The 22,525-nt window shown below is 68.7% G+C and carries 18 protein-coding genes; 8 read left to right on the top strand and 10 right to left on the bottom strand.

Annotated elements, in window-relative coordinates:
- Positions 1-1,935: 1,935 nt before the first annotated feature.
- From ACIBO8_RS00955 to rsmG, 3 genes are all read right to left on the bottom strand, one after another.
- Positions 1,936-2,985: a ParB/RepB/Spo0J family partition protein gene (locus ACIBO8_RS00955; RefSeq protein ID WP_396113030.1), complete on the bottom strand. Its 1,050-nt coding sequence runs from the start codon at positions 2,983-2,985 to the stop codon at positions 1,936-1,938.
- A complete protein-coding gene (locus ACIBO8_RS00950; protein ID WP_396113029.1) occupies positions 2,982-4,424 on the bottom strand; it encodes an AAA family ATPase in 1,443 nt (480 codons plus the stop codon). The genes ACIBO8_RS00955 and ACIBO8_RS00950 overlap by 4 nt, the downstream gene beginning before the upstream one ends.
- A gap of 894 nt (positions 4,425-5,318) precedes the next feature.
- A complete protein-coding gene (gene rsmG, locus ACIBO8_RS00945; RefSeq protein WP_396113846.1) occupies positions 5,319-6,083 on the bottom strand; it encodes a 16S rRNA (guanine(527)-N(7))-methyltransferase RsmG in 765 nt (254 codons plus the stop codon).
- Here rsmG and ACIBO8_RS00940 point away from each other — a divergent pair.
- Positions 5,977-6,213: a hypothetical protein gene (locus ACIBO8_RS00940; protein WP_396113903.1), complete on the top strand. Its 237-nt coding sequence runs from the start codon at positions 5,977-5,979 to the stop codon at positions 6,211-6,213. The two genes, rsmG and ACIBO8_RS00940, sit on opposite strands and share 107 nt — an antisense overlap.
- Before the next feature lie 224 nt (positions 6,214-6,437).
- Here the strand turns inward: ACIBO8_RS00940 and ACIBO8_RS00935 are convergent, their stop codons facing one another.
- The 5 genes from ACIBO8_RS00935 to rpmH all read right to left on the bottom strand — a co-directional run bounded on the left by ACIBO8_RS00935 (position 6,438) and on the right by rpmH (position 8,955).
- The gene (locus tag ACIBO8_RS00935; RefSeq protein ID WP_396113028.1) at positions 6,438-6,998 is read right to left on the bottom strand and encodes a protein jag; all 561 of its coding nucleotides are present in this window, start codon (positions 6,996-6,998) and stop codon (positions 6,438-6,440) included.
- Positions 6,999-7,145: 147 nt separating this feature from the next.
- Entirely contained in the window at positions 7,146-8,171 is a 1,026-nt protein-coding gene (yidC, locus tag ACIBO8_RS00930) for a membrane protein insertase YidC (RefSeq protein WP_396113027.1), read from the bottom strand.
- A gap of 1 nt (position 8,172) precedes the next feature.
- Entirely contained in the window at positions 8,173-8,430 is a 258-nt protein-coding gene (yidD, locus tag ACIBO8_RS00925) for a membrane protein insertion efficiency factor YidD (protein ID WP_366155048.1), read from the bottom strand.
- Positions 8,427-8,783 carry a ribonuclease P protein component gene (rnpA, locus tag ACIBO8_RS00920; RefSeq protein ID WP_396113026.1) on the bottom strand — a complete coding sequence of 119 codons (357 nt, stop codon included), beginning with the start codon at positions 8,781-8,783 and terminating at the stop codon, positions 8,427-8,429. The genes yidD and rnpA overlap by 4 nt, the downstream gene beginning before the upstream one ends.
- 34 nt (positions 8,784-8,817) lie before the next feature.
- Positions 8,818-8,955, bottom strand: coding sequence for a 50S ribosomal protein L34 (gene rpmH / locus ACIBO8_RS00915; RefSeq protein WP_396113025.1), 138 nt, complete (start codon positions 8,953-8,955; stop codon positions 8,818-8,820).
- Between the two features lie 618 nt (positions 8,956-9,573).
- Between rpmH and dnaA the strand changes: the two genes are divergently transcribed.
- A complete protein-coding gene (gene dnaA / locus ACIBO8_RS00910; protein ID WP_396113024.1) occupies positions 9,574-11,382 on the top strand; it encodes a chromosomal replication initiator protein DnaA in 1,809 nt (602 codons plus the stop codon).
- A 234-nt stretch (positions 11,383-11,616) separates the two neighbouring features.
- On the opposite strand, the gene ACIBO8_RS00905 is transcribed toward dnaA, so the two are convergent.
- Entirely contained in the window at positions 11,617-12,012 is a 396-nt protein-coding gene (locus tag ACIBO8_RS00905) for a hypothetical protein (RefSeq protein ID WP_396113023.1), read from the bottom strand.
- 1,030 nt (positions 12,013-13,042) lie between these two features.
- Between ACIBO8_RS00905 and dnaN the strand changes: the two genes are divergently transcribed.
- Genes dnaN through ACIBO8_RS00885 form a run of 4 tightly spaced genes read left to right on the top strand, consistent with a single transcriptional unit; the run spans position 13,043 to position 16,760 of the window.
- Positions 13,043-14,176: a DNA polymerase III subunit beta gene (gene dnaN / locus ACIBO8_RS00900; protein ID WP_396113022.1), complete on the top strand. Its 1,134-nt coding sequence runs from the start codon at positions 13,043-13,045 to the stop codon at positions 14,174-14,176.
- 36 nt (positions 14,177-14,212) lie between these two features.
- Positions 14,213-15,085: a phosphogluconate dehydrogenase (NAD(+)-dependent, decarboxylating) gene (gnd, locus tag ACIBO8_RS00895; RefSeq protein ID WP_396113021.1), complete on the top strand. Its 873-nt coding sequence runs from the start codon at positions 14,213-14,215 to the stop codon at positions 15,083-15,085.
- Between the two features lie 3 nt (positions 15,086-15,088).
- Positions 15,089-16,216: a DNA replication/repair protein RecF gene (gene recF, locus ACIBO8_RS00890; protein WP_396113020.1), complete on the top strand. Its 1,128-nt coding sequence runs from the start codon at positions 15,089-15,091 to the stop codon at positions 16,214-16,216.
- Positions 16,209-16,760 carry a DciA family protein gene (locus ACIBO8_RS00885; RefSeq protein WP_396113019.1) on the top strand — a complete coding sequence of 184 codons (552 nt, stop codon included), beginning with the start codon at positions 16,209-16,211 and terminating at the stop codon, positions 16,758-16,760. The genes recF and ACIBO8_RS00885 overlap by 8 nt, the downstream gene beginning before the upstream one ends.
- Here the strand turns inward: ACIBO8_RS00885 and ACIBO8_RS00880 are convergent.
- A complete protein-coding gene (locus tag ACIBO8_RS00880; protein ID WP_396113018.1) occupies positions 16,757-17,323 on the bottom strand; it encodes a hypothetical protein in 567 nt (188 codons plus the stop codon). The genes ACIBO8_RS00885 and ACIBO8_RS00880 overlap by 4 nt on opposite strands.
- A gap of 595 nt (positions 17,324-17,918) precedes the next feature.
- On the opposite strand from ACIBO8_RS00880, the gene gyrB reads away from it, so the two are divergent.
- Both gyrB and gyrA read left to right on the top strand, forming a co-directional pair.
- A complete protein-coding gene (gene gyrB, locus ACIBO8_RS00875) occupies positions 17,919-19,871 on the top strand; it encodes a DNA topoisomerase (ATP-hydrolyzing) subunit B (RefSeq protein WP_396113017.1) in 1,953 nt (650 codons plus the stop codon).
- A gap of 138 nt (positions 19,872-20,009) precedes the next feature.
- Complete coding sequence (gene gyrA, locus ACIBO8_RS00870) at positions 20,010-22,523, top strand: DNA gyrase subunit A (RefSeq protein WP_396113016.1); 2,514 nt, start codon at positions 20,010-20,012, stop codon at positions 22,521-22,523.
- Positions 22,524-22,525 lie beyond the last annotated feature (2 nt).

Raw genomic sequence — 22,525 nt, 5'->3', positions numbered from 1 at the left:
GCACCGAGATTGTCGATCCGACTCGCGCAGCGACCAGAGGCTCGCGCTGCCGCGTTCCTCGCTCACTGGCGCACTGGTGCAGTGCACCCCGTTTCACGTGAAACCAGCCGGCATCGGTACCCGAGATCTCAGGCTCGTGAGGGGCGCTCGTCCGAGCCATACCGTGGGTGGTTCGTCGGCGTGGCCGCCTCAGGAGATCACGGGGCGATTGCGTGGGCAGTCACCGCCGGGACGCCGGCCGGAAGGCACGACGTCCGCATCCCCTGCCGGTCGAGCGCTCACCGGCCAGCCGTTTCGTTTCACGTGGAACGGTGCCTATCCGGCGCCAAAACCCGACCGTCATCCAGGTTCGAGGAGGGCCGCTCCGGGCTCCGGGCTCCGGGCTCCGGGCTCCGGGCTCCGGGCTCCGGGCTCCGGGCTCCGGGCTCCGGGCTCCGGCCTCCGGCCTCCGGCCTCCGGCCTCCGGGAGAGTTTGACATCCCGGTTCCACGTGAAACGTGGACTCACTACTTCCCGGATCCTCGTTGGGGCGCTTCCCGTCTTGGCTGCCGAGAGGCGCGCGTTCCACGTGAAACAGGTGACCTCGACACATCGTCAAAGCCGCACCCGATGCCGTCATTGCCCGAGCGAACACCGGCTGGACCGATTGCGGGCCCGACGCGCCCGGACCGAGGCGGGAAGAGAACCAAGGCGAGAAGTAAGCAGCTCAAGGCTCGTCTGAAGTTCCCTATCCACTAGCCGCTAGGGGCAGGCGAGAAGAGATGGTCTCGTTGTATGGGCCGCCACAAGCCGCCGGCACACGAGCTCCGGCCCCCACCGTCGGTCTCGCGCACAGCGTGACGGCTTTGCGTGACAATCTTGTTCCCCACAACTCAGGCGGACCGAGTCTCGTCTGGGACGACATCGCCGCTCGCCATCCGCGCCGACCCGCCCAGACGTGCGGGTAACCGACGTGGCCTAGCTAGTGGCGCTACAAGCTGCGGACGGCCGCGCGGCGCCCGGCATCACATCGGATCACGCCAAGACGCCGCGACACGAGAGGCGCGTGCCAGCTCTACGTCTGACCCGCGAGGCCACGAGGCGTCATCCCTTCGGCGCCGAGCCACGGCTGGAACACCGCAACAGCACCTTCCCAGCGGGCAGGCTACGGAACCTACAGCCCGGCATACCAAGGGACGCAGGGAACTGGCTGGGGAGCCGGAGAGTGCGGCGGCCGCGATCGCGTGGGTCATGCGGCCGGAAGGGGAGCAAGGAAGTACCCAACGATCGCCTTCGTCGCAGTTGCAAATACCCCGGCGAGGTCGGTGCTCTCCGCCCGAGCACTTCGGCCCTTCAGCATCCGCGGGCCCGGTTCCTCGAGAACCCCGGAGGCCGGGCGTGACACCGAGACGGACCGAAGCCAGCCATCGTGGCAGAGCACGGACGGCGGCCAAACGGCGCGACGATGAGGGCGAGGCTGGCTCGACGGCCGCGGACCCCAAGTAGAGCGTGTTCGGACGACATCGGACTTGATGGCCAGTGTCGAAGACGCAGGATCGGGCCCGCTGAGATTGGCGTAGGGAAGCGCGATCACGGTGGGCCCCCGAGACGGTCCTAAGAAGATCGGGCCGAGCCGTGAAGGCAGGCGCAAAGTGATCTTCTCTCACGTTTGCCCGAGGATAGGCCGACGGTACCCACCCGAAGCGCAAATGAGTCGAAATCGGGCGTCAGATTTGGGGACGATCAGAAAACCGGCCGGGACCGAAATCCCAGGAGAATCGTTCTGACAGAACCGGATGCACCCAGCAAGCCGGGCTCTTCGAAGGAGAACCGCCGACCCATCCAACCAGGACATGAAGAAGGCACGTGATCCGCCAGTCTCACGTGCCTGTCCGTCATCGTGCATCGCCGCCCCGCCAGGCGGCACCGATCAGCCCGCGGGCCGACCAGATCGGCTCACTCCGAAGATCCCGCGCCTTCGTCCTCTACGCCGATCATGCCCACTATCCGCTCGAGGTCATCGACAGTCGCGAACTCGATCGTGATCTTGCCCTTGTTCCGGCCGATGTCGACCTTGACTCGGGTGTCGAAGCGGTCCGAGAGTCGCTCGGCCAGATCGTTCAGCGCCGGCGCGTGGACCTTTGCTCGGCGGGCCGGAGCTGACTTCCTGACCGGGCCGTCCGCGATGGCGAGGGACACGAGCTCTTCTGTTGCGCGTACCGAAAGACCCTCGGCCACGATCCGCAGAGCGAGCTGCTCTTGGGCTTCTCCGTCCTCGAGGCCGAGCAGCGCCCGCGCGTGGCCCGCCGACAGGACGCCGGCCGCTACTCGGCGCTGGACCGGTGCCGGCAGGTTGAGGAGCCTGATGGTGTTGGAGATCTGCGGGCGGCTGCGACCGATCCGTCGCGCCAGTTCTTCGTGCGTCGCGCCGAATTCCTCCAGCAGCTGCTGGTAGGCGGCCGCCTCTTCCAGAGGGTTGAGGTTGGCGCGGTGGATGTTCTCGAGCAGCGCATCGCGGAGCATGGCGTCGTCGCGGGTTTCGCGGACGATCGCCGGGATGGTCTCCTTGCCGACCGCTTGGGCGGCGCGCCAGCGGCGTTCACCCATGACCAGCTCGTAGTGGCCGTCGCCGATGTCGCGGACGACGATCGGCTGCAGGAAGCCAACCTCCTGGATCGAGGTCTTGAGTTCCTCCAGCGCCTCTTCGTCGAAGACGTGACGCGGCTGCTTCGGGTTGGGGACGATCGCCGTGACCGGAAGCTCGGCGAAACGTGCACCCGGTACCGGTGCCAGGCCGTCATCGACGGGTTCGCTCGGGATCGGCTCCGGGGGAGTGACGGCCTCGGGCTCGGGTGTCGAGGGCTCGACCGGCGCCGAGAATTGAGCGGGCGCCGGCGCGGAAACCGGGGGCGGCGGCTCTTCGGCGACCGCGGCACTGGCTGCTGGCGCTGTGGGGATCAGGGCCCCCAGGCCGCGGCCGAGGCCACCCCGTGGACGGTTCTTCATGCCGTGCCTCCCGTGTTGACGCCGCGCATGGCGAGTTCCAGTGCCGCCTCGAAGTAGCTTGTGGCGCCGCGCGAACCCGGATCGTAGGTCATCACGGACTGGCCGTAGCTGGGTGCCTCCGACACGCGTACGTTGCGGGGGATCACCGCCTCGAGCACCTTGGCGCCGAAGTGGTTGCGGACATCCTGCTCGACCGCGTCCGCGAGACGGGTACGGCGGTCGTACATGGTCAGCAAGATTGTGGAGACGTCGAGCGTGGGATTGAGGTGCTGACGGACCAGGTTGATGTTGTTGATCAGCTGGTTGAGCCCTTCCAGGGCGTAGTACTCGCACTGGATCGGGATCAGGACCTCCTGCGCGGCGCAGAGCGCGTTGACCGTGAGCAGGCCGAGCGACGGCGGGCAGTCGATGAACACGTAGTCGAACTTCTCGGGGTGCGCCTGGATAGCCCGCGCGAGGCGGGATTCTCGGGCCACGACGGAGACCAGCTCGATCTCCGCGCCGGCAAGGTCGATCGTTGCCGGTACGCAGAACAGGTTCGGAATGCCCTCCACGGGCTGCGCCACCTCGGCGAGCGGCACGTTGTCAATGAGGCAGTCATACACGTCCGGTACGCCGGCGTGGTGGGGCACGTTGAGGCCCGTCGACGCGTTGCCCTGCGGGTCGAGGTCGACGACGAGAACCCGGTTGCCGTGCAGCGCGAGGGCCACCGCGAGGTTGACGGTCGTAGTCGTCTTGCCCACGCCCCCCTTCTGGTTCGCCACGCAGAGAACCCGCGGATGGTCGGGTCGCGGCATGGTGATCTCGCCGCTCGGGTTGAGGATCTGCACAGCTCGCAACGCTTCCATGGCCAGCGGCGGATCGTCCTCATCCCGGGTCGGCGTTTCACGTGAAACATGCTCGCCTGCCGCTGCGCCGTCCGCCGTCGGCGCCGCCGACACGGCCGCCGGGGCTCCCGATGCAGGAGGCGCGGAGCTCGGGGGAGCGGAAACCGGGGGCGCCGAGGTGGGCTGGGCTGCGAAGTCCCCGCCATGCTGCGTGCTCATACCAGAAGACGGTACGGGCGCAGAGCCCGTTACGGACGCCGCGGGTGGGGAAGATCGCGGAGCCGCCGAGGTTCCCGCCATAGAGTCACCGGCCGGAGCGGATCTTGGGGCTGCCGACGGTACGGACGCAGACCCGGACACCGGGGCAACGGAGGGGTCAGTTCGAGGCGCCGGAGCGGGGCGCCGGGGATCGGCCGCAGCAACGTCGGGACTGACTGGGGTTCCGTACACCTGCCCACCGTTTCCGGTACGCGGCTGAGGCACACCCTGCTCCCCACTGTTGAAGCTCAGACTCAAGCTCACGCTCCGATCGGGGCCGGCGTATGGATCGGTTTCACGTGAAACCTCGTCCCAGCCGGGGTCGCCATCGGGGCCCCTGCCATACTCATGCACCGTTTTATCCCTGCCTGGTTGGATGGAGTCGGCACCGCGAGCGTGCGGTCCGGCAGGAAACGGCGGTGCAGAAGCTCCCGCCGTCCGGTCCACACTATCGACGCGCGGCCAGCCTACGGCCGTCGGGCGAGCGTTGCCACGGTTGTCCGCCTGATGAGTCCAGACCGTCAGGATTGGGGACGCCTCGAAGACCATAAATCCCGGTAGGAGGCGGAGCTTCCCGCCGTACCTTCGGGAAGAGCCCGGCCATCCGAGTCCGGAAGCCGACCGCCGAGCGGGTGAAATTGCGGGGTCGCGAGGGGAAGTGACCTCCGATCGCGGGGCGGGTGTGCCCGGATGGTCAGGCGATGGCGACCGCGGATGGACCGGCGGCGAAGGCGCGGGTGAATCCGCCGACGGGAAGCGTGCGGGATCGGGATCGCCCGCTGGGTCGAAGGTGCGGGCGGGTGGCGGCCAACCAGACCCGGCAGGCGGTTCCATTGCCACGGCCGGCGTCCGCGAGGGTCGTGCGGCGGGAGCCAATTGGGGGGTCATCGGTGACTCGGTGGGCACTCGCTGAATCCCGGCAGCGGAGCCAAGGGTCGCTCCGGCAGGAGAGTCAGCTGCGGGCGCTAGCTGAAGCCCCGCATCAGTCGACCCGACCCCGGCAGGAGACTCACCTTCAGAGGTGCGCTGAGCTCCCGCGGCAGCCAACCCCACCCGGACAGGGGACTCACCTCCAGGCCCGCGCTGAACCCCCGCAGCAGTTGACCCCACTCCGGCAGGAGCGTCGCCACCCGCCATGCGCTGGACGCCGGCGGCAGACCCCGCCCCCACCCGCGACGGTGAGGGAGCTGGCCCAGGCGCGGGTCGTGGGAGTTTCCCGGTACGTTTCCGCGCGCCCCGCCTGGCCATCTATCTCCTCCGCGATCTCCTCTTCCCGGAGCCGCGCCCACCGGTGTCATCGGCGGACCGGCCCGGGGCAGCCGCCCGCTTGGACGGCCTCGGCCGTGATGCCACGACGTCGCGTTCCCGAACGATCTCCACGACCGTGGACGGGGGGTCGATGAGACCGACCCCGCAGAGCCGGACGATCGGCTCGCCACCACCGAGACGGGCGATCGCCTGTCGATGCTCCGCCACCTCGTCTTCCGCCGAGGCGCCCTTGAGCGCCACGAGACGGCCGCCGACGGCGGCGAGGGGCAGGCACCATCCGGCGAGCCGGTCCAGCGGCGCCACGGCGCGGGCGGTGACGACATCGGCGGGGGCGGGGGGTCCACCGGCGAGGTCTTCCGCTCGTCCCCGTACGACCGTGACGGTCGCGTCGAGGCCGAGCGCTGCCACCGCTTCGGACAGGAAAGCGGTACGTCGTGCCAGCGGCTCGACCAGGGTGATCGTCAGATCAGGTCGGGCCACTGCCAGCACGATACCGGGCAAACCGGCACCAGACCCCACGTCAATCACCGAAGCGCCGATAGGGATCATGTCGGACATAACGCCGCAGTTGATCAGGTGGCGTTCCCAGAGCCGGGGTGCCTCTCGCGGACCGATCAAACCGCGTACGACGCCATCGGTGGCGAGCAGTTCGGCGTATTCGCCGGCCAAGGCCAGACGATCGCCGAACACCGCTTCGGCGGCGGCACGGTGCTCGGCCGGCGGAGAAGCCGGCGAGGAAACCAGCGGCGAAGCCGAGGACGAAGCCGAGGACGAAGCCGGGAAGGGGACGGAAGCCGAGAGCGAGCCGCCCGGTGAAGCAGGCGGCAGTGCGTCAGGCGCGGCCGAAGGCGTAGCCGGGACGGAAGCCGGTTGAGGATTCGACGAAGAGTCCGACGGCGAAGCAGACGAAGAAGCCCGCACAGAGCCGTCCGGCGTAGCCGCCTCGAACCCACCCGGCGAAGCAGAAGCACCAGAAGGCGAAGAAGCAGACGACGAGCAAGAGGAAGAACCGGCCGGGGAAGACGAAAGCGGCCCGGGAACCTCAGCACCCGAGCCGCCGCCCCCCACACCGAAGCGGGGTCCACTCATATCGCGAGATCAGTCCGCCGGCCGCACGACAATGCGACGGTTCGGCTCCACGCCCTCGGACTCGCTCTCCACCCCGGAGATCGCGTTCACCACGTCATGGACGCACTTGCGCTCGAAGGCCGACATCGGCTCCAGCCGCACAGCGTCCCCGTGCTCCTTGACCTTCTCCACAGCATTCCGGGCCACCGCCGCCAGCTCCTTGCGGCGGGTCGCGCGGTATCCACCGATGTCGAGCAGCAGCCGGCTCGGCGAGCCCGTCGCCCGGAAGATCGCCAGGCGGGTCAGTTCCTGCAGCGCCTCCAGGGTGGCGCCGCGCTGGCCGACGAGCGGCTGCAGGCGGCCGCCGACGACCTCGACCATCGGGCGGCCCGCCGACACGAGCTCGTCGATGTCGCCGTCGTAGTCGAGGATGTCGAGCAGCCCCTCCACGTAGTCGGCGGCGATCTCGCTCTGCCGGAACAGGTCGGAGTCGGAGGCCACGCTCTCCGACTTCTTGGTCTCCTCCGTACCGGTGGACTCCGCGGTGGCGGCGGTCGTCTCCTCGGCGCTGGGAGTGCTGGTGTCGGTCACGGTCTCATCTCCGTACTCTCGGGCCGGACCCGCTCGGTCCGCTGTTTCCCGTACCGGCGGCGTCCATTCGCCGGTGCGGGGAGGTCTTTGTCGCCGCCCTGGCAAGGGCCGCGCGCGGCCCGGACGACGGTCCGGGCCGCTGCTGCGTCATCCCTTGGGTTTGTTCGCCGGTCTGACGCCCTTCTTGGGGTTGACCGGCTTGGCACCGGGCTTCGGGGCGAGGGCCTTGGTGTCGACGACCGGCGACTGCGGCTCGGGCTCCGCCTGCTTGCGGCCGAACAGGCCACGTGCGGCGGGCTGCACCGGGTTCTTCGTGCCGTTCTTGGTGGCGGCGCCGGCGGTGGGGCGGGCCGCGGAGCCGCCGGACCGGCCGGCCATCTGCGGCGGCGGGAACTTGCGGAGCACCCACTGCTGCTGGGCCAGGCTGAACAGGTTGTTCGTGACCCAGTAGATGACCACGCCGATCGGGAACAGCGAGCCGGAGACGAGCAGCGACAGCGGGATGCCGTACAGCATCAGGCGCTGGATCATCTTCTGCTGCGGGTCCTCGGCCCAGCCGGTCTTGAGGATCATCTGGCGGCTGGTCATGTACGTCGTCGCCATCATGATGAGGACCAGGATGCCGGCGATGACCTTGACCGTGGCGCCACTGCCGGCGTTCAGCGCGGCGAGCTCGGCGGGGGAGGAGCCGAACTTGGCCGGCAGGGGGGCCGTGAACAGCGCCGAGTGGGTCGCGTCGCGGAACTGCTCGGCGGTCCAGCCGTACAGGGTCGGCCGGGGGTTGTCGGGGCTCAGCCGGCGCAGGACGTGGAAGAGGCCCAGGAAGACGGGGATCTGCAGGAACATCGGGAGGCAGCCCATCAGCGGGTTGGCCTTCTCGACGCGGTACAGCTCCATCATTTCCTTCTGGAGCGTCTCCCGGTCACCCTTGTGCTTCTCCTGCAGCTCCTTGACCTTGGGCTGCAGTGCCTGCATCGCCCGCTGCGACTTGATCTGCTTGACGAAGACGGGGAAGAGGATGACGCGGAGCGTCACCACCAGGAAGACGATCGAGAGGATCCACGCCCAGTTGGTGCCGAGCACCGGACCGTCGGGGATGCCGATGGTGTCCCACAGGGCATGCCAGCGCAGGAGGATCCACGAAATGCCGTAGTAGATCCAGTCGAGACTCAATTCATGCTCCAGTCACATCGGCAGGACGGTGACGGATCGGATCGGGCACCGGGTCGAACCCGCCAGGGTGGAAAGGGTGGCAGCGCAGCAGCCGCCAGATCGCCAAGCCGGTCCCGTGGAGCGCGCCGTGCTTCGCGAGCGCCTCCTGGGCGTACGCGCTGCACGAGGGGTAGAACCGACAGCGGGCCGGCAGAGCCGGGCTCACATAACGACGGTACGCGACGATCGCCGCGGTCAGCAGGCGGGCAAGCGGTGTCATCGCCGCCGCCGCGGTGCGCGCGCGGCGGCGAGGGCCGCGTCGAGATCCGTGCCGAGCTTCTCGAAGGACGCCTCGGCCGCCGCGGGCAGGGCCCGGACCACGAGCGACGCGCCCGGCGGGAGCCCGCTCAGCCGCGGACGTACCAGGTGGCGCAGCCGACGGCGGACCTTGTTGCGGACCACCGCGTTGCCCACCGCCTTGGACACGACAAAGCCGGCGCGTGCCTCGGAGGCTTGCGCCGGCTCATCGACGAGTAGGTGGACCACCACGGTGCCGCGGCCGGCTCGGCGGCCACCGCGTACCGCTGCGGCGAAGTCGGTGCTACGCCGCAGTCGTTGCGCAGCGGCCAGCACGACTACCTGGCATCCGACCCCGGCTCGCGTCGGCTCAGGCCGACAGCTTGCCGCGGCCCTTGGTGCGGCGGGCGGAAAGGATGGCGCGGCCGGCCCGGGTGCGCATGCGCAGCCGGAAACCGTGGGTCTTGGCGCGCCGGCGGTTGTTCGGCTGGTAGGTGCGCTTGCTCACGTCAGAACTCCGTCTTCGTACTACGTCCAGGGGGCATCAGCTGCAAGACGCCACTTTAGCAGAGCGCGGCGGAGCAACCGCTCGACCCTACGCAGGGGTACAGCAGTGGTCAACTATCCGCGGGGCGGCACGCCGCGGTGAGGTACCGTTCGTCACTCACGCCGGTCGTCACCACCTGCCGGTCGTCACTCACGCCGGTCCTCCCGCGTACGGAATGAATCTTTTCGTGCCAGGTGCGCTCGAGCTGGGTACCGGCAGTTGATGCGGACACGGCCGCGCTGTTAGCGTGCCCGTTTGCTGGTCTTCAGCGCTGTTCGCACACCGCTCCCGCCGGACCCGAGAGGAACCGACGAGGCGGTGAATCGTTCGGCACGGTGAGCCTGTTTTCCCGCGCCAGCACAGGCTCCGGGAAGTCTGCCGACCATCCGGCCGGGGAGCGACCGCCGACAGTGCACAGGTTGTGGATAACCTGTGGACAGCCGGTGGCGCCGTGCATGTTCAGCACGTTGAATGTGCTGGGTTGGGGGGAGCCGGTCCGTCGCCCGTACGGGTGACGGCAGGCAAGGGCGGAAGCCGGACAAGGCCACCGGGAACGGTGGTGATGGGGGTGGCGCGGCGGTGGCCGACACGGTCGACCTTGGCGGGGTCTGGGCTGCGGCGACGGACGAGCTGGCGGACGAGATCGCGTCCGCCCAGCAGCGTGCGTACCTGCGGCTGACCCGCCTGCGCGCCATAGTTGAGGACACCGCGCTGCTCTCCGTGCCGGACACGTACACCCGGGACGTGATCGAGTCCCGGCTGCGGCTGGCCATAACGGAGGCGCTGTCCCGCCGGCTCGGCCGCCCGATCCAGGTCGCTGTGACGGTCCGCCCGCCCGAGGACGGTTCCGGCCGCCCGGGCACGGTCTACGGCACCCCGCCGCCCGAGCCGTCGACCCAGCCGCCCGCGCACTACGCGGATGCTCCGCCCCCGGCGTACCCGGATCGTTATCCACAGCCAACCGCATACACGGAGACCTACGGGCCGGCCGACGCGCCGACCGGGTCGGCGCAGGCGCCGTTCTCCCGCAGCGTGCCGGCGGCGCGCGACAGCCAGGACGCACTCTTCCCGGAGCCGGTCAAAGCCTCCGTCACGGAGGAAAAGAAGCCGAAGGCGGAACCGCCGCGCCAGCTCCCGCACTTCCCGGAGAACCCGAACGAGGCGGCCGGCCACCGCATGGCCACCGAGCCGGCCCAGCTCCGCGAAAACCAGCGCCGCCCCGACGAACGCCCGGCGCTCATCGGCCAGGATCGCCGCGACGACACGCTGCAGATGCGCCACGGCGGTGACAACGGACCCGGCCGTACCCCGGTCGACATGCGCGGTGCCCAACCCGGCGCCCGCCCGGGCGGCAACGACGGCAACCGGCTCAATCCGAAGTACATGTTCGAGACGTTCGTCATCGGTTCGTCCAACCGCTTCGCCCACGCGGCGGCCGTCGCTGTCGCGGAGTCCCCGGCGAAGGCGTACAACCCGCTGTTCATCTACGGCAGCTCCGGGCTCGGCAAGACCCACCTGCTGCACGCGATCGGTCACTACGCGACGACCCTCGGACACGCCCGCAGCGTGCGCTACGTCTCGACCGAGGAATTCACCAACGACTTCATCAACAGCCTGCGCGACGACAAGACCCAGGCCTTCCAGCGCCGCTACCGCGACGTCGACATCCTCCTGATCGACGACATCCAGTTCCTGGAGAACCGCGAGCGCACGCAGGAGGAGTTCTTCCACACCTTCAATACCCTCCACAACGCCAACAAGCAGATCGTGATCAGCTCGGACCGCTCCCCGCGCCAGCTGGCCACCCTCGAGGACCGCATGCGCACCCGCTTCGAGTGGGGCCTGCTGGCCGACATCCAGCCCCCGGACCTCGAGACCCGCATCGCGATCCTGCAGAAGAAGGCCGCCCAGGAGCGCATGTACGCCCCGGACGACGTCCTCGAATTCATCGCCAGCCGAGTCTCCAACTCCATCCGCGAACTCGAGGGCGCCCTCATCCGGGTGACGGCCTTCGCCAGCCTCACCCGCAGCTCGGTCCAGCTGTCCCTCGCCGAGGAAGTCCTCCGCGACTTCATGCCCGACGGCGCCGGCCCCGAGATCACCGCCGACCAGATCATGGTCTCGACCGCGGACTACTTCGGCGTGAGCCTCGAGGACCTGAGAGGCCACTCGCGCTCGCGCGTCCTGGTCAACGCCCGCCAGGTCGCCATGTACCTCTGCCGTGAACTGACAGACCTGTCCCTGCCCCGCATCGGCCAAGCCTTCGGCGGCCGCGACCACACCACAGTCATGCACGCGGACCGCAAGATCCGCCAGCACATGGCCGAGCGACGGTCGCTCTACAACCAGATCGCCGAACTGACCAACCGCATCAAACAAAACACCTAATTCCGAAGGTACGGGCACACACCGACCCAACCGCAGGAACTCCCCGGACACCTCACGGCTGCCCCAGGCGTTCCCCCGGTACCGAACCCTGGCCGAGCCCCGCGCCCCGCCCCGCCCTGTTCCCGGCAGCACTCGCGCATGCTTACCACCTGCCGAACCGGCGACGAGTGGCTGATGTACCCCCGAGGGCTCTGCTAACTGCTTCCAACGGTGCGGCCGCCAGCGCACAAGGCATCACTGTGGACGCCGCGCGCCCTGCCCACCCGATCGTTCCTCGCCCGAGTCCCGCAGCACCAGAAGGACGTACTCGATGATCAGCGTGAGGACGGTCAGCACCACGGCGACGAAGAGCGCAAGGATCGCGCTCGTCTGAAGCCAGACAACACCCGGCGACGGTGAGTCGAAGCTCGCCGCCCACCGCTGCACAGCGCCTCCCGCGCAAGACGAAGAGCATTCGCCGTCAGCCTGAGAACCGGCGCCGAGCACACCGAGAACGACGCCGACGACGGAAGCGAACGGTGCCAGCACCGCGAACCACAGCCGGAACCGCCGCGTACCGAGCCACCAGGAAAGCCCCCAGACTGCCAGCACGACGGTCGGCAGGATCCAGTCGGTCAGGGTCAGCTCCACGGTCCCTCGCGATGGTCGCCGGATGTACGGGCCCGCCACGCTATCGAGCCGACGCTCAGCCGTGGCCAGACGTCCCCCGACTCGGTAGGGGCGCGTATCGACGCCCGTGACATGACCGGTATTCGTGTTGGACGCGACGGCCCGGCGCTCGCCGTGGCCGTCACGGACCCAGCACTGGTCGAGCAGGACTTCTCCAACCGCGTCGCCGGGACCAATTCATCCACACGATCGGTTTGTCAACGTCGCGACGAGACCGTTTCGTGCCAACGTTATCCACACCAATCCACAGGACTTCACAGGCTTCGTCCCCAACGGTGGACAACCTTCGGGCCGGCTCCGCACAGATGTGGAGAACTCCTGGGGAAATCGATGTGGACAGACACACACCGTCACGAACGTCCCCACACCCTGTGGACGGGTGTGGATTTCCTGTTGAAGGTTCTGGGGACGACGAGTCGGTAGCGTCCCGGCGTTATCCCCAGGCCGGGGGACAAACCCCGTGGATAGCCGGTGGACAACCGGTGGACAACGGTGGACAACCGGGGTCGCGTCGGCGACTGTGGACGCGGACCCGGGTTTATACCCCGGTTGCCCACATGTGAATCACCGGTGGATAACCTGCTGACCTGCGGAGACGGGAGTTCTCCACAGTGTGCACAGGCCCGATGATTACGACTGATATCTCTCTCGGAAAATCCAAAGACCAATCATCAGCGTTGGGGAAGGTGTGGACGAGCCGCTCGCGGCCCGATCCACCCCTGAGCAGAAGCACCGGGGCAAACAGCCGGGGGCCGGGCGGACGAGACGCCCACCCGCGCCATAGAGTTCAGAGGGCTCCATCAGCAGATCCGGGACCCGGTGCCTGCGCAGTCCGGCAGGTACTGACGCACAGGCACGCAGCAGGGCCCTACCGACATAGGCACCCAGTTACACAGCACGACCCAGGCACCCAGCCACACCGCCTGGTCCGTACACAAGCTGATTCGTTCTCAAGCTGATTCGTCGAGGAAAGTGACGCGGAGGGCATGGCATGAAGTTCCGGGTGGAGCGAGACGCACTCGCCGACGCCGTGGCGTGGACGGCCAAGAGCCTCCCCAGCCGCCCGTCGGTGCCGGTCCTTGCCGGCGTCATGCTGCGCGTGACCGACGGCAGGCTGCACGTCTCCGGATTCGACTACGAGGTCTCCAGCCAGGTGAGCGTGGAGGTGCAGGCCGACGCGGACGGCGCCGCCCTCGTCTCCGGTCGCCTGCTCGCCGAGATCACCAAGGCACTGCCGGCCAAGCCGGTGGACATCGCCGCCGTCGGCTCGCACCTCGAGCTTGTATGCGGCAGTGCCCGATTCACTCTCCCGGTGATGCCGGTCGAGGACTACCCGACCCTGCCGGAGATGCCTTCGAGCGCCGGTACGGTCGACGCCCAGGCCTTCGCCGTCGCGGTGGCCCAGGTGGCCGTCGCCGCCGGGCGTGACGAGACGCTGCCGATGATGACCGGCGTGCGCATCGAGCTGAACGGCTCGACGATGGCGATGCTGGCGACGGACCGCTACCGCCTCGCCATGCGGGAGCTGGAGTGGAACCCGGACGACCCGGAGATCAGCCTCAACGCTCTCGTCCCGGCGAAGACCCTCAACGACACCGCGAAGGCGCTGGGCCCGATCGGCGGCGACGTCACGCTCGCGCTCGCCCAGGGCAACGCCGGCGAGGGCATGATCGGTTTCGCGGGCGGCACCCGGCGTACGACGAGCCGGCTGCTCGACGGCGCCAACTACCCGCCGGTGCGTTCCCTCTTCCCGGCCAGCCACAACGCCGAGGCCCGGGTCACCGTCTCCGCGCTGGTCGAGGTCGTACGGCGCGTGGCCCTGGTCGCCGAGCGCACCACCCCGGTGCTGCTGTCGTTCGGCGAGGACGGCCTGGTGGTGGAGGCCGGCGGCACCGAGGAGGCCCGGGCCAGCGAGGCGATGGAGGCCACCTTCACCGGCGAGCCGCTGACCATCGGTTTCAACCCGCAGTATCTGATCGACGGCCTGCAGAACCTCGGCGCCCCGACCGCGGTCCTGTCGTTCGTCGACGCCTTCAAGCCGGCTGTGATCTCCCCCGCGGGCGAAGACGGCGAAATCGTGCCCGGATACCGCTATCTGATCATGCCTATCCGGGTAACCCGCTGATACTGGGCTGAAGAGACACACACCTAGGGGGACATCATGCAGCTCGGCCTTATCGGACTGGGCCGGATGGGCGGCAACATGCGCGACCGCCTGCGCGCCGCCGGCCAGGAGGTCGTCGGCTACGACCACCACAAGGAGACCACCGACGTCGCCAGCCTCGCCGAGCTGGTCGAGAAGCTGGCTGCCCCGCGGGTGGTCTGGACCATGGTGCCGGCCGGCCAGATCACCGAGAACACCATCGACGAGCTCGCCGAGCTGCTCTCCGAGGGCGACATCATCATCGACGGCGGGAACTCGAAGTTCACCGACGACGCGCCCCGCGCCGAGCGGCTCAAGGCCAAGGGCATCCACTACCTCGACGTCGGCGTCTCCGGCGGCATCTGGGGCAACACCAACGGGTACGCCCTGATGGTCGGCGGCGACGCCGAGATCGTGGCGCACTGCCAGCCGATCTTCGACGCGCTCAAGCCGGCCGGCCAGTTCGGCTTCGCGCACGCCGGTTCGCACGGCGCCGGCCACTACTCGAAGATGGTCCACAACGGCATCGAGTACGGCCTCATGCACGCGTACGCGGAGGGCTACGAGATCCTCAAGGCCTCCGAGCTCGTCGAGAACGTCCCCGAGGTCATCAAGAGCTGGCGCGAGGGCTCGGTCGTCAAGTCCTGGCTGCTCGACCTGCTGGACCGCGCGCTCGACGAGGACCCGGAGCTGGCCAATCTGAAGGGCTACGCCGAGGACACCGGCGAGGGTCGCTGGACCGTCGACGAGGCCGTTCGCCTCGCCGTGCCGGCCAACGTCATCGCCGCGTCGCTCTTCGCGCGCTTCGCCTCCCGCCAGGAGGACTCGCCGGCCATGAAGGCCGTCGCCGCGCTGCGCAACCAGTTCGGCGGCCACGCCGTCAAGCGCTGATCCATGCACGTGCGCCGGGTCGAGCTGACCGATTTCCGCTCGTACGAGCGAGTGGCGGTCGACCTCGACCCGGGCGTCGCGGTGCTGGTCGGCCAGAACGGCATGGGCAAGACCAACCTGGTCGAGGCCCTCGGGTATGTGGCCACTCTGGACAGTCACCGGGTAGCCACCGATGCCCCGCTGGTCCGCGCCGGCGCGACGTCGGCGGTCATCCGGTGCGCGATCGTCCACGATGGACGTGAGTTGCTGGTCGAGCTGGAGATCGTGCCCGGCAAGGCGAACCGGGCCCGGCTCAACAGGTCACCCGTACGCCGGTCCCGCGAGATCCTCGGCGCCCTGCGCATGGTGCTCTTCGCGCCGGAGGATCTGGAACTCGTCCGCGGCGACCCGTCGGAGCGCCGCCGTTACCTCGATGACCTGCTCGTCGCCCGGCAGCCGCGCTACGCCGGGGTGCGCGCCGACTACGACCGCGTGGTCAAACAACGAAACGCTCTTCTGCGTACGGCGTACCTGACTCGCAAGGTCGGCGGCAACCGCGGGCAGGATCTGTCGACGCTGGCGGTGTGGGACCAGCACCTCGCCCATCATGGCGCCGAGCTGCTGGCCGGTCGGATGGAGCTGGTCGCGGCCCTCGCACCGCATCTGACGAAGGCTTACGACGCGGTCGCCGCCGGCCGGTCGTCCGCTTCCATCGCGTACGCGTCACGCCTCGGCGACGGCCTGGCACCGGACCGCCCGGCGCTGGAACAGGCGCTGCTCGGGTCCCTCGCCGACCGCCGTCAGGCGGAGACCGAGCGCGGGGTCACCCTGGTCGGCCCGCATCGCGACGACCTCACGCTGGCGTTGGGAGATCTCCCGGCCAAGGGGTACGCGAGCCACGGCGAGTCCTGGTCGTTCGCGCTGGCGCTGCGGCTGGCGGCGTACGACCTGCTCCGCACCGACGGCATCGAACCGGTCCTGATCCTCGACGACGTGTTCGCCGAGCTCGACGCGGGCCGTCGCGAGCGCCTCGCGGCCCTGGTCTCGGACGCCGCCCAGTTGCTGGTGACCTGCGCGGTGGCGGAGGATGTCCCGGCGGCCCTGCAAGGGGCCCGCTACGACGTCGGACCTGGAACGGTGACCCGTGCCTGAGGAACCCGCCGAAAAAGGTGCAGCGGCCGCCTCAGGGCCCGAGCAGACGGGTCCGCAGCTGGCTCGTGCGGTGCTCGATGCCGCCTTGGCGAAGCGTCGCGCCGCCCAGCAGGCACGTCCCCGCCGTACCGGAAGCTTCGAAAGCGATGGCAAACGCCTGCGCGGCTATTCCGGTCCGGGCCCGGACCCCCGGGATCCGCAGCTCTTCGGCGCGGTCCTCGAGCGGATCATGAAGCAGCGCGGCTGGCAGAAGCCGGCCGCGGAGGCGACGGTCTTCGGCGCGTGGGAGAAGGTCGTCGGGCCGGACATCGCCAAGCACAGCAATCCGGTCAAGCTCGAGGGCGGCGTGCTGACCGTCGAGGCGGAGTCGACGGCCTGGGCCACCCAGCTGCGGCTGCTCGCCGCGACGCTGCTGCGCAACATCGCCAAAGAGGTGGGCCACAACGTCGTGACCAGGCTGAACATCCACGGCCCGGCGGCACCGTCGTGGAACCGCGGGCCACGCCGCGTGCAGGGCCGCGGCCCCCGCGACACCTACGGCTAGTAGTCCGCGAAGACGGCATAACCTCGGTCGGCGCAGCGGCGATAGAAACCCGCCAGAATCGCTAATTCGGTACGCGCGAAGCTCCAGTGCGGTGCGTTGCCCGCCTCGTCGCGCAGAGCCGCCAACCGCTGGTCCAGCCACCGCAGCTGCTGCTCGGCGAGCCGCCCCGCCGTGACCGCTGCCCGCATGACCTCGGCCACGCTGTCGAAGGTGACCAGGTCGCCGTACGGCTGGTGGCCCTCGACGAACCGTTCCAGCCCGCCCGCGATCCACGCGCAGCCGTCCGGGTCGATGACCGGGTCCTCGTCCTCGGCCGCGGCGTCCGTGGCGTAGAGGACCCCTTCCAGCCCCAGCAGCAGGTCCACGAGCTCGGTGTATGCGGTTGCGCGTACCGTTCCCGTCTTGGCGATGTGCAGCGCGAGGGCTCCGGTGGGCGCGGCAATGTCCGGCGCGTCGGCGACGGCGCCGAAGTCGACGAATTCCGCGGGCGCGACCGGGTCGTAGAACCGGTTCGTCCGTGGCCAGTGCACGGCGACGTTGTCCAGCCCCTTGTCGTGCGCCATGGGGCTCCCACCTCTCCTCGACGCCGGCTGCCGACCGCCCGGTGGATATCGCTACCGCCCGGGTGCGGGCCGTCCGGCCACGCTGCGGCCCGCGCGGGCGAGGTTACGACACTCTCGCCCACCGGTGTGAGGCAGTGTCGCAGCGCGTGGCGCCGGGCCGGTGCAGGCGCGCCTCAGGGACCGGCCGCCGGACGGTGCACCGTTGCGGTGGGGGCTCATTCCGTGTAGGGGGACCCGTGGGAACGGCCCTCCGGGGCGCTACGGCAATCTGAGGTGCCCGTACGAGGGTGCCGGACCCCCGATTACTCGCTCGGACGGAGTAGAATCGACGGAGACCGGGAAAGTGCGACACGTGATGAACTCCGCTTGACCAACTCCGTCCGGCGGCGGGCTCTTGTCACGCTACGCGTTTTTTCCAGCCGATCACGATCCGCGGGACGACCGCGGCGACCGGCGCGCTCGGCTCCACCGGTGGTCCGCCTCATCTCCGCGGCTCGCTCGTCTGTGGTCCGCCCTGCTCGCCGGCTGCCCGCCGGTCGCTCGCCAACCCCGTGACCGGGCCCTCCGCGGGACCGGTGCGAGAAAGTGGCCGAGGGTGGCAGAGAAGAAGCAGGAATACGGTGCCGAGTCCATCACCGTGCTCGAAGGCCTCGAGGCGGTCCGCAAGCGTCCCGGTATGTACATCGGTTCGACCGGTGAGCGCGGTCTGCACCACCTGGTCTGGGAGGTTGTGGACAACGCGGTGGACGAGGCGCTCGCGGGTCACTGCGACACCATCGACGTCCTCCTGCTGGCGGACGGTGGCGTCTCCGTCACCGACAACGGCCGAGGCTTCCCCGTCGACCTGCACCCCAAGCTGAAGAAGCCGGGCGTCGAGGTCGCGCTGACCGTCCTGCACGCGGGCGGCAAGTTCGACGGCAAGGCGTACGCGGTCTCCGGTGGTCTGCACGGCGTCGGTGTCTCCGTGGTGAACGCCCTCTCGACCCGGATGGCCGTGGAGATCCACAAGTCCGGCAACGTCTACCGGCAGAAGTACACGGCCTCCAAGCCGAGCCCGCTGGAGAAGGGCGAGGCGACCGACACCACCGGGTCCACCGTCCAGTTCTGGCCGGACCCGACGATCTTCGAGACCGTCGAGTTCGACTTCCAGACGATCTACCGCCGGCTGCAGGAGATGGCGTTCCTCAACAAGGGCCTGACCATCAACCTCGTCGACGAGCGGCCCGACCAGGTCGACGAAGAGGGCAAGCCCCGCCGCGTCACCTTCATGTACGAGAACGGCATCGCCGACTTCGTGCGCCACCTGAACCACACCAAGAACCCCATCCACAAGTCCGTGATCGAGTTCGACGCGGAGGCGAACGAGGAGGGCATGGCCCTCGAGATCGCCATGCAGTGGAACGAGTCGTACGGCGAGTCGGTCTACACCTTCGCCAACACGATCAACACCCACGAGGGCGGCACGCACGAGGAGGGCTTCCGCGCCGCGCTGACCGGCATCGTCAACCGGTACGGCGTCGAGAAGAAGTTCCTCAAGAGCGACGAGAAGCTCTCCGGCGAGGACATCCGCGAGGGCCTCGCCGCGATCATCTCGGTGAAGCTGGCGAACCCGCAGTTCGAGGGCCAGACCAAGACGAAGCTCGGCAACACCGACATGAAGAGCTTCGTGCAGAAGATCGCCAACGAGCGGATCGCCGACTGGTTCGACCGGAACCCGGCCGAGGCCAAGACGATCATCACCAAGGCTTCCCAGGCGGCTCGCGCGCGTATCGCCGCGCAGCAGGCGCGCAAGCTGGCGCGGCGCAAGTCGCTGCTGGAGTCCGGCTCCATGCCGGGCAAGCTGGCCGACTGCCAGTCGACCGACCCGCGGGTCTCGGAGCTGTTCATCGTCGAGGGCGACTCGGCCGGCGGCTCCGCCAAGCAGGGGCGCGACAGCCAGATCCAGGCGATCCTCCCGATCCGCGGCAAGATCCTCAACGTGGAGAAGGCCCGGATCGACCGGGTGCTGAAGAACAACGAGGTCCAGGCGCTGATCACGGCGCTGGGCACCGGCATCCACGACGACTTCGACATCGCCAAGCTGCGCTACCACAAGATCGTGCTGATGGCGGACGCCGACGTCGACGGGCAGCACATCCAGACGCTGCTGCTGACCCTGCTGTTCCGCTTCATGCGGCCGCTGGTCGAGCAGGGCCACGTCTACCTCGCCGCCCCGCCGCTCTACAAGATCAAGTGGAACAAGCGCGGCGACGACGCGCAGTACGCGTACTCCGACCGTGAGCGTGACGGCCTGATCGCGCTGCGCCAGCAGAAGAAACCGAACGCCAAGCCCGACGACATCCAGCGGTTCAAGGGTCTCGGCGAGATGAACTTCCGCGAGCTGTGGGACACGACGATGGACCCGGCCACCCGCACGCTGCGCCAGGTGACCCTCGACGACGCCGCCACGGCGGACGAGCTGTTCAGCGTCCTCATGGGCGAGGACGTCGAGGCCCGCCGTTCGTTCATCCAGCGCAACGCCAAGGACGTGCGCTTCCTGGACATCTGATCCGCCGGTGAGCGGTGCCCCACGGCACCGCTCACCTCGGGTTATGCACAGCGTTCCACTGCTTTCCACAGCGTTATCCACAGCGAAATGCGTAGCTCGGGCCCGTTTGTCGGGTTCGACCGTAAGTAAGGGTTAACTGTGACGGATACTCCCGAGATCCCCGCCGAGGAGCCGCAGGACGACACCGGCGGCGGCGGCGTGGGCCAGCGCGTCGAGCCGGTCGGCCTCGAGGTCGAGATGCAGCGGTCGTACCTCGACTACGCGATGAGCGTGATCGTCGGCCGCGCCCTGCCCGACGTGCGCGACGGCCTCAAGCCGGTGCACCGCAAGATCCTCTACGCGATGTACGACGCCGGCTTCCGTCCCGACCGCGGCTACGTCAAGTGCGCGCGCGTCGTCGGCGACGTCATGGGCAACTACCACCCGCACGGTGACTCCTCGATCTACGACGCCCTGGTCCGGATGGGCCAGCCGTGGTCGCTGCGCTACCCGCTGATCGACGGCAACGGCAACTTCGGCTCCCCGGGCAACGACCCGCCGGCCGCCATGCGGTACACCGAGTCGAAGCTCTCGCCGCTCGCCATGGAGATGCTGCGGGACATCGACGAGGACACCGTCGACATGCAGGACAACTACGACGGCCGGGCCAAGGAGCCCACGATCCTGCCGGCGCGGTTCCCCAACCTGCTCGTCAACGGCTCCGAGGGCATCGCGGTCGGCATGGCCACCAAGATCCCGCCGCACAATCTGCGCGAGATCGCCGCGGCCGTGCAGTGGTGCCTGGACAACCCGGAGACCGACGAGGCCACCACGCTCGACGCGCTGCTGGAGATCGTCAAGGGTCCCGACTTCCCGACCAAGGGCCTGATCGTCGGCCAGTCGGCGATTCAGGACGCCTACCGCACCGGTCGTGGCTCGATCCGCATGCGCGCCGTCGTGGAGGTCGAGGAGGACCAGCGCGGCCGGCCCTGCCTCGTGGTCACCGAGCTGCCGTACCAGGTGAACCCCGACAACCTCGCCGAGCGCGTCGCCGAGCTGGTCAAGGAGGGCAAGCTCACCGGCATCGCGGACATCCGGGACGAGTCGTCCGGGCGTACCGGAATGCGGTTGATCCTGGTCCTGAAGCGCGACGCGGTCGCGAAGGTCGTGCTGAACAACCTCTACAAGCACACCCAGCTGCAGGAGACGTTCGGCGCCAACATGCTGGCGCTGGTCGACGGCGTGCCCCGCACGCTGAACCTGGCGCAGTTCATCCGCTACTACGTCGAGCACCAGATCGAGGTCATCCGCCGGCGGACGGCATACCGCCTGCGCAAGGCCGAGGAGCGCGCGCACATCCTGCGCGGCCTGGTCAAGGCCCTCGACGCGCTCGACGAGGTCATCGCCCTGATCCGGCGCTCGCCGACGGTCGAGGACGCCCGCCAGGGCCTGATCCAGCTGCTCGACATCGACCAGGTGCAGTCCCAGGCGATCCTGGACATGCAGCTGCGGCGCCTCGCGGCCCTCGAGCGGCAGAAGATCATCGACGAGCTGGCCAGCATCGAGATCGAGATCGCCGACCTCAAGGACATCCTCGCCAAGCCGGAGCGGCAGCGGGCGATCGTCTCCGAGGAGCTGGCCGAGATCGTCAGCCGCTTCGGTGACGACCGGCGCACCCAGATCATCCCGTTCGACGGCGAGGTCTCGATGGAGGACCTCATCGCGCGCGAGGACGTTGTGGTGACCATCACACGCACCGGGTACGCGAAGCGCACGAAGGTCGACCTGTACCGCTCGCAGAAGCGCGGCGGCAAGGGCGTGAGCGGCGCATCCCTGCGTCAGGACGACATCGTCAGCCACTTCTTCGTCATCTCGACGCACTCGTGGATCCTGTTCTTCACGAACAAGGGCCGCGTCTACCGCGCCAAGGCGTACGAGCTGCCCGAGGCCAACCGGGTCGCGAAGGGCCAGCACGTCGCCAACCTGCTCGCCTTCCAGCCGGACGAGCACATCGCGCAGGTCATCCAGATCCCGAACTACGAGGTCGCGCCGTACCTTGTGCTCGCCACCAAGAATGGCCTCGTGAAGAAGACCCGCCTCGCCGAGTTTGACTCCAACCGCAGCGGTGGCATCATCGCCATCAACCTGCGGGAGGATGACGAGTTGGTGGGCGCCACGCTGGCAGCGCCGGAGAACGACCTGCTCCTGGTGTCGAAGAAGGCCCAGGCCATCCGGTTCAACGCGACCGACGAGGCGCTGCGGCCGATGGGACGGGCGACCTCCGGCGTGATCGGCATGCGCTTCGGCGACTCCGACGAGCTGCTCGCGATGGAGGTGGTCCAGGAGGGCATGGACGTTTTGGTCGCCACCAACGGCGGGTATGCCAAGCGGACGCCGATCGAGGAGTACCCCGTGCAGGGGCGGGGCGGTAAGGGCGTCCTGACCGCGAAGATCACGGAGCGTCGTGGTGGCCTGGTCGGAGCGCTCGTGATCAGCCCGGAGGATGAACTGTTTGCCATCACCAGCAATGGTGGTGTCATCCGGACTCCCGTGAAGCCTGTACGGCGCACGCGGGATCGGAACACAATGGGGGTCAAGCTCATGGACCTCCCAGAAGGTGTAACCATCGTGGCGCTTGCTCGTAATGCCGACGAGCCTGACGAACAGGACTAGTT

It is taken from the genome of Actinoplanes sp. NPDC049681 (assembly GCF_044465265.1).
Classification (GTDB): domain Bacteria; phylum Actinomycetota; class Actinomycetes; order Mycobacteriales; family Micromonosporaceae; genus Actinoplanes.
This window is presented reverse-complemented; position numbering and strand designations above follow the sequence as displayed.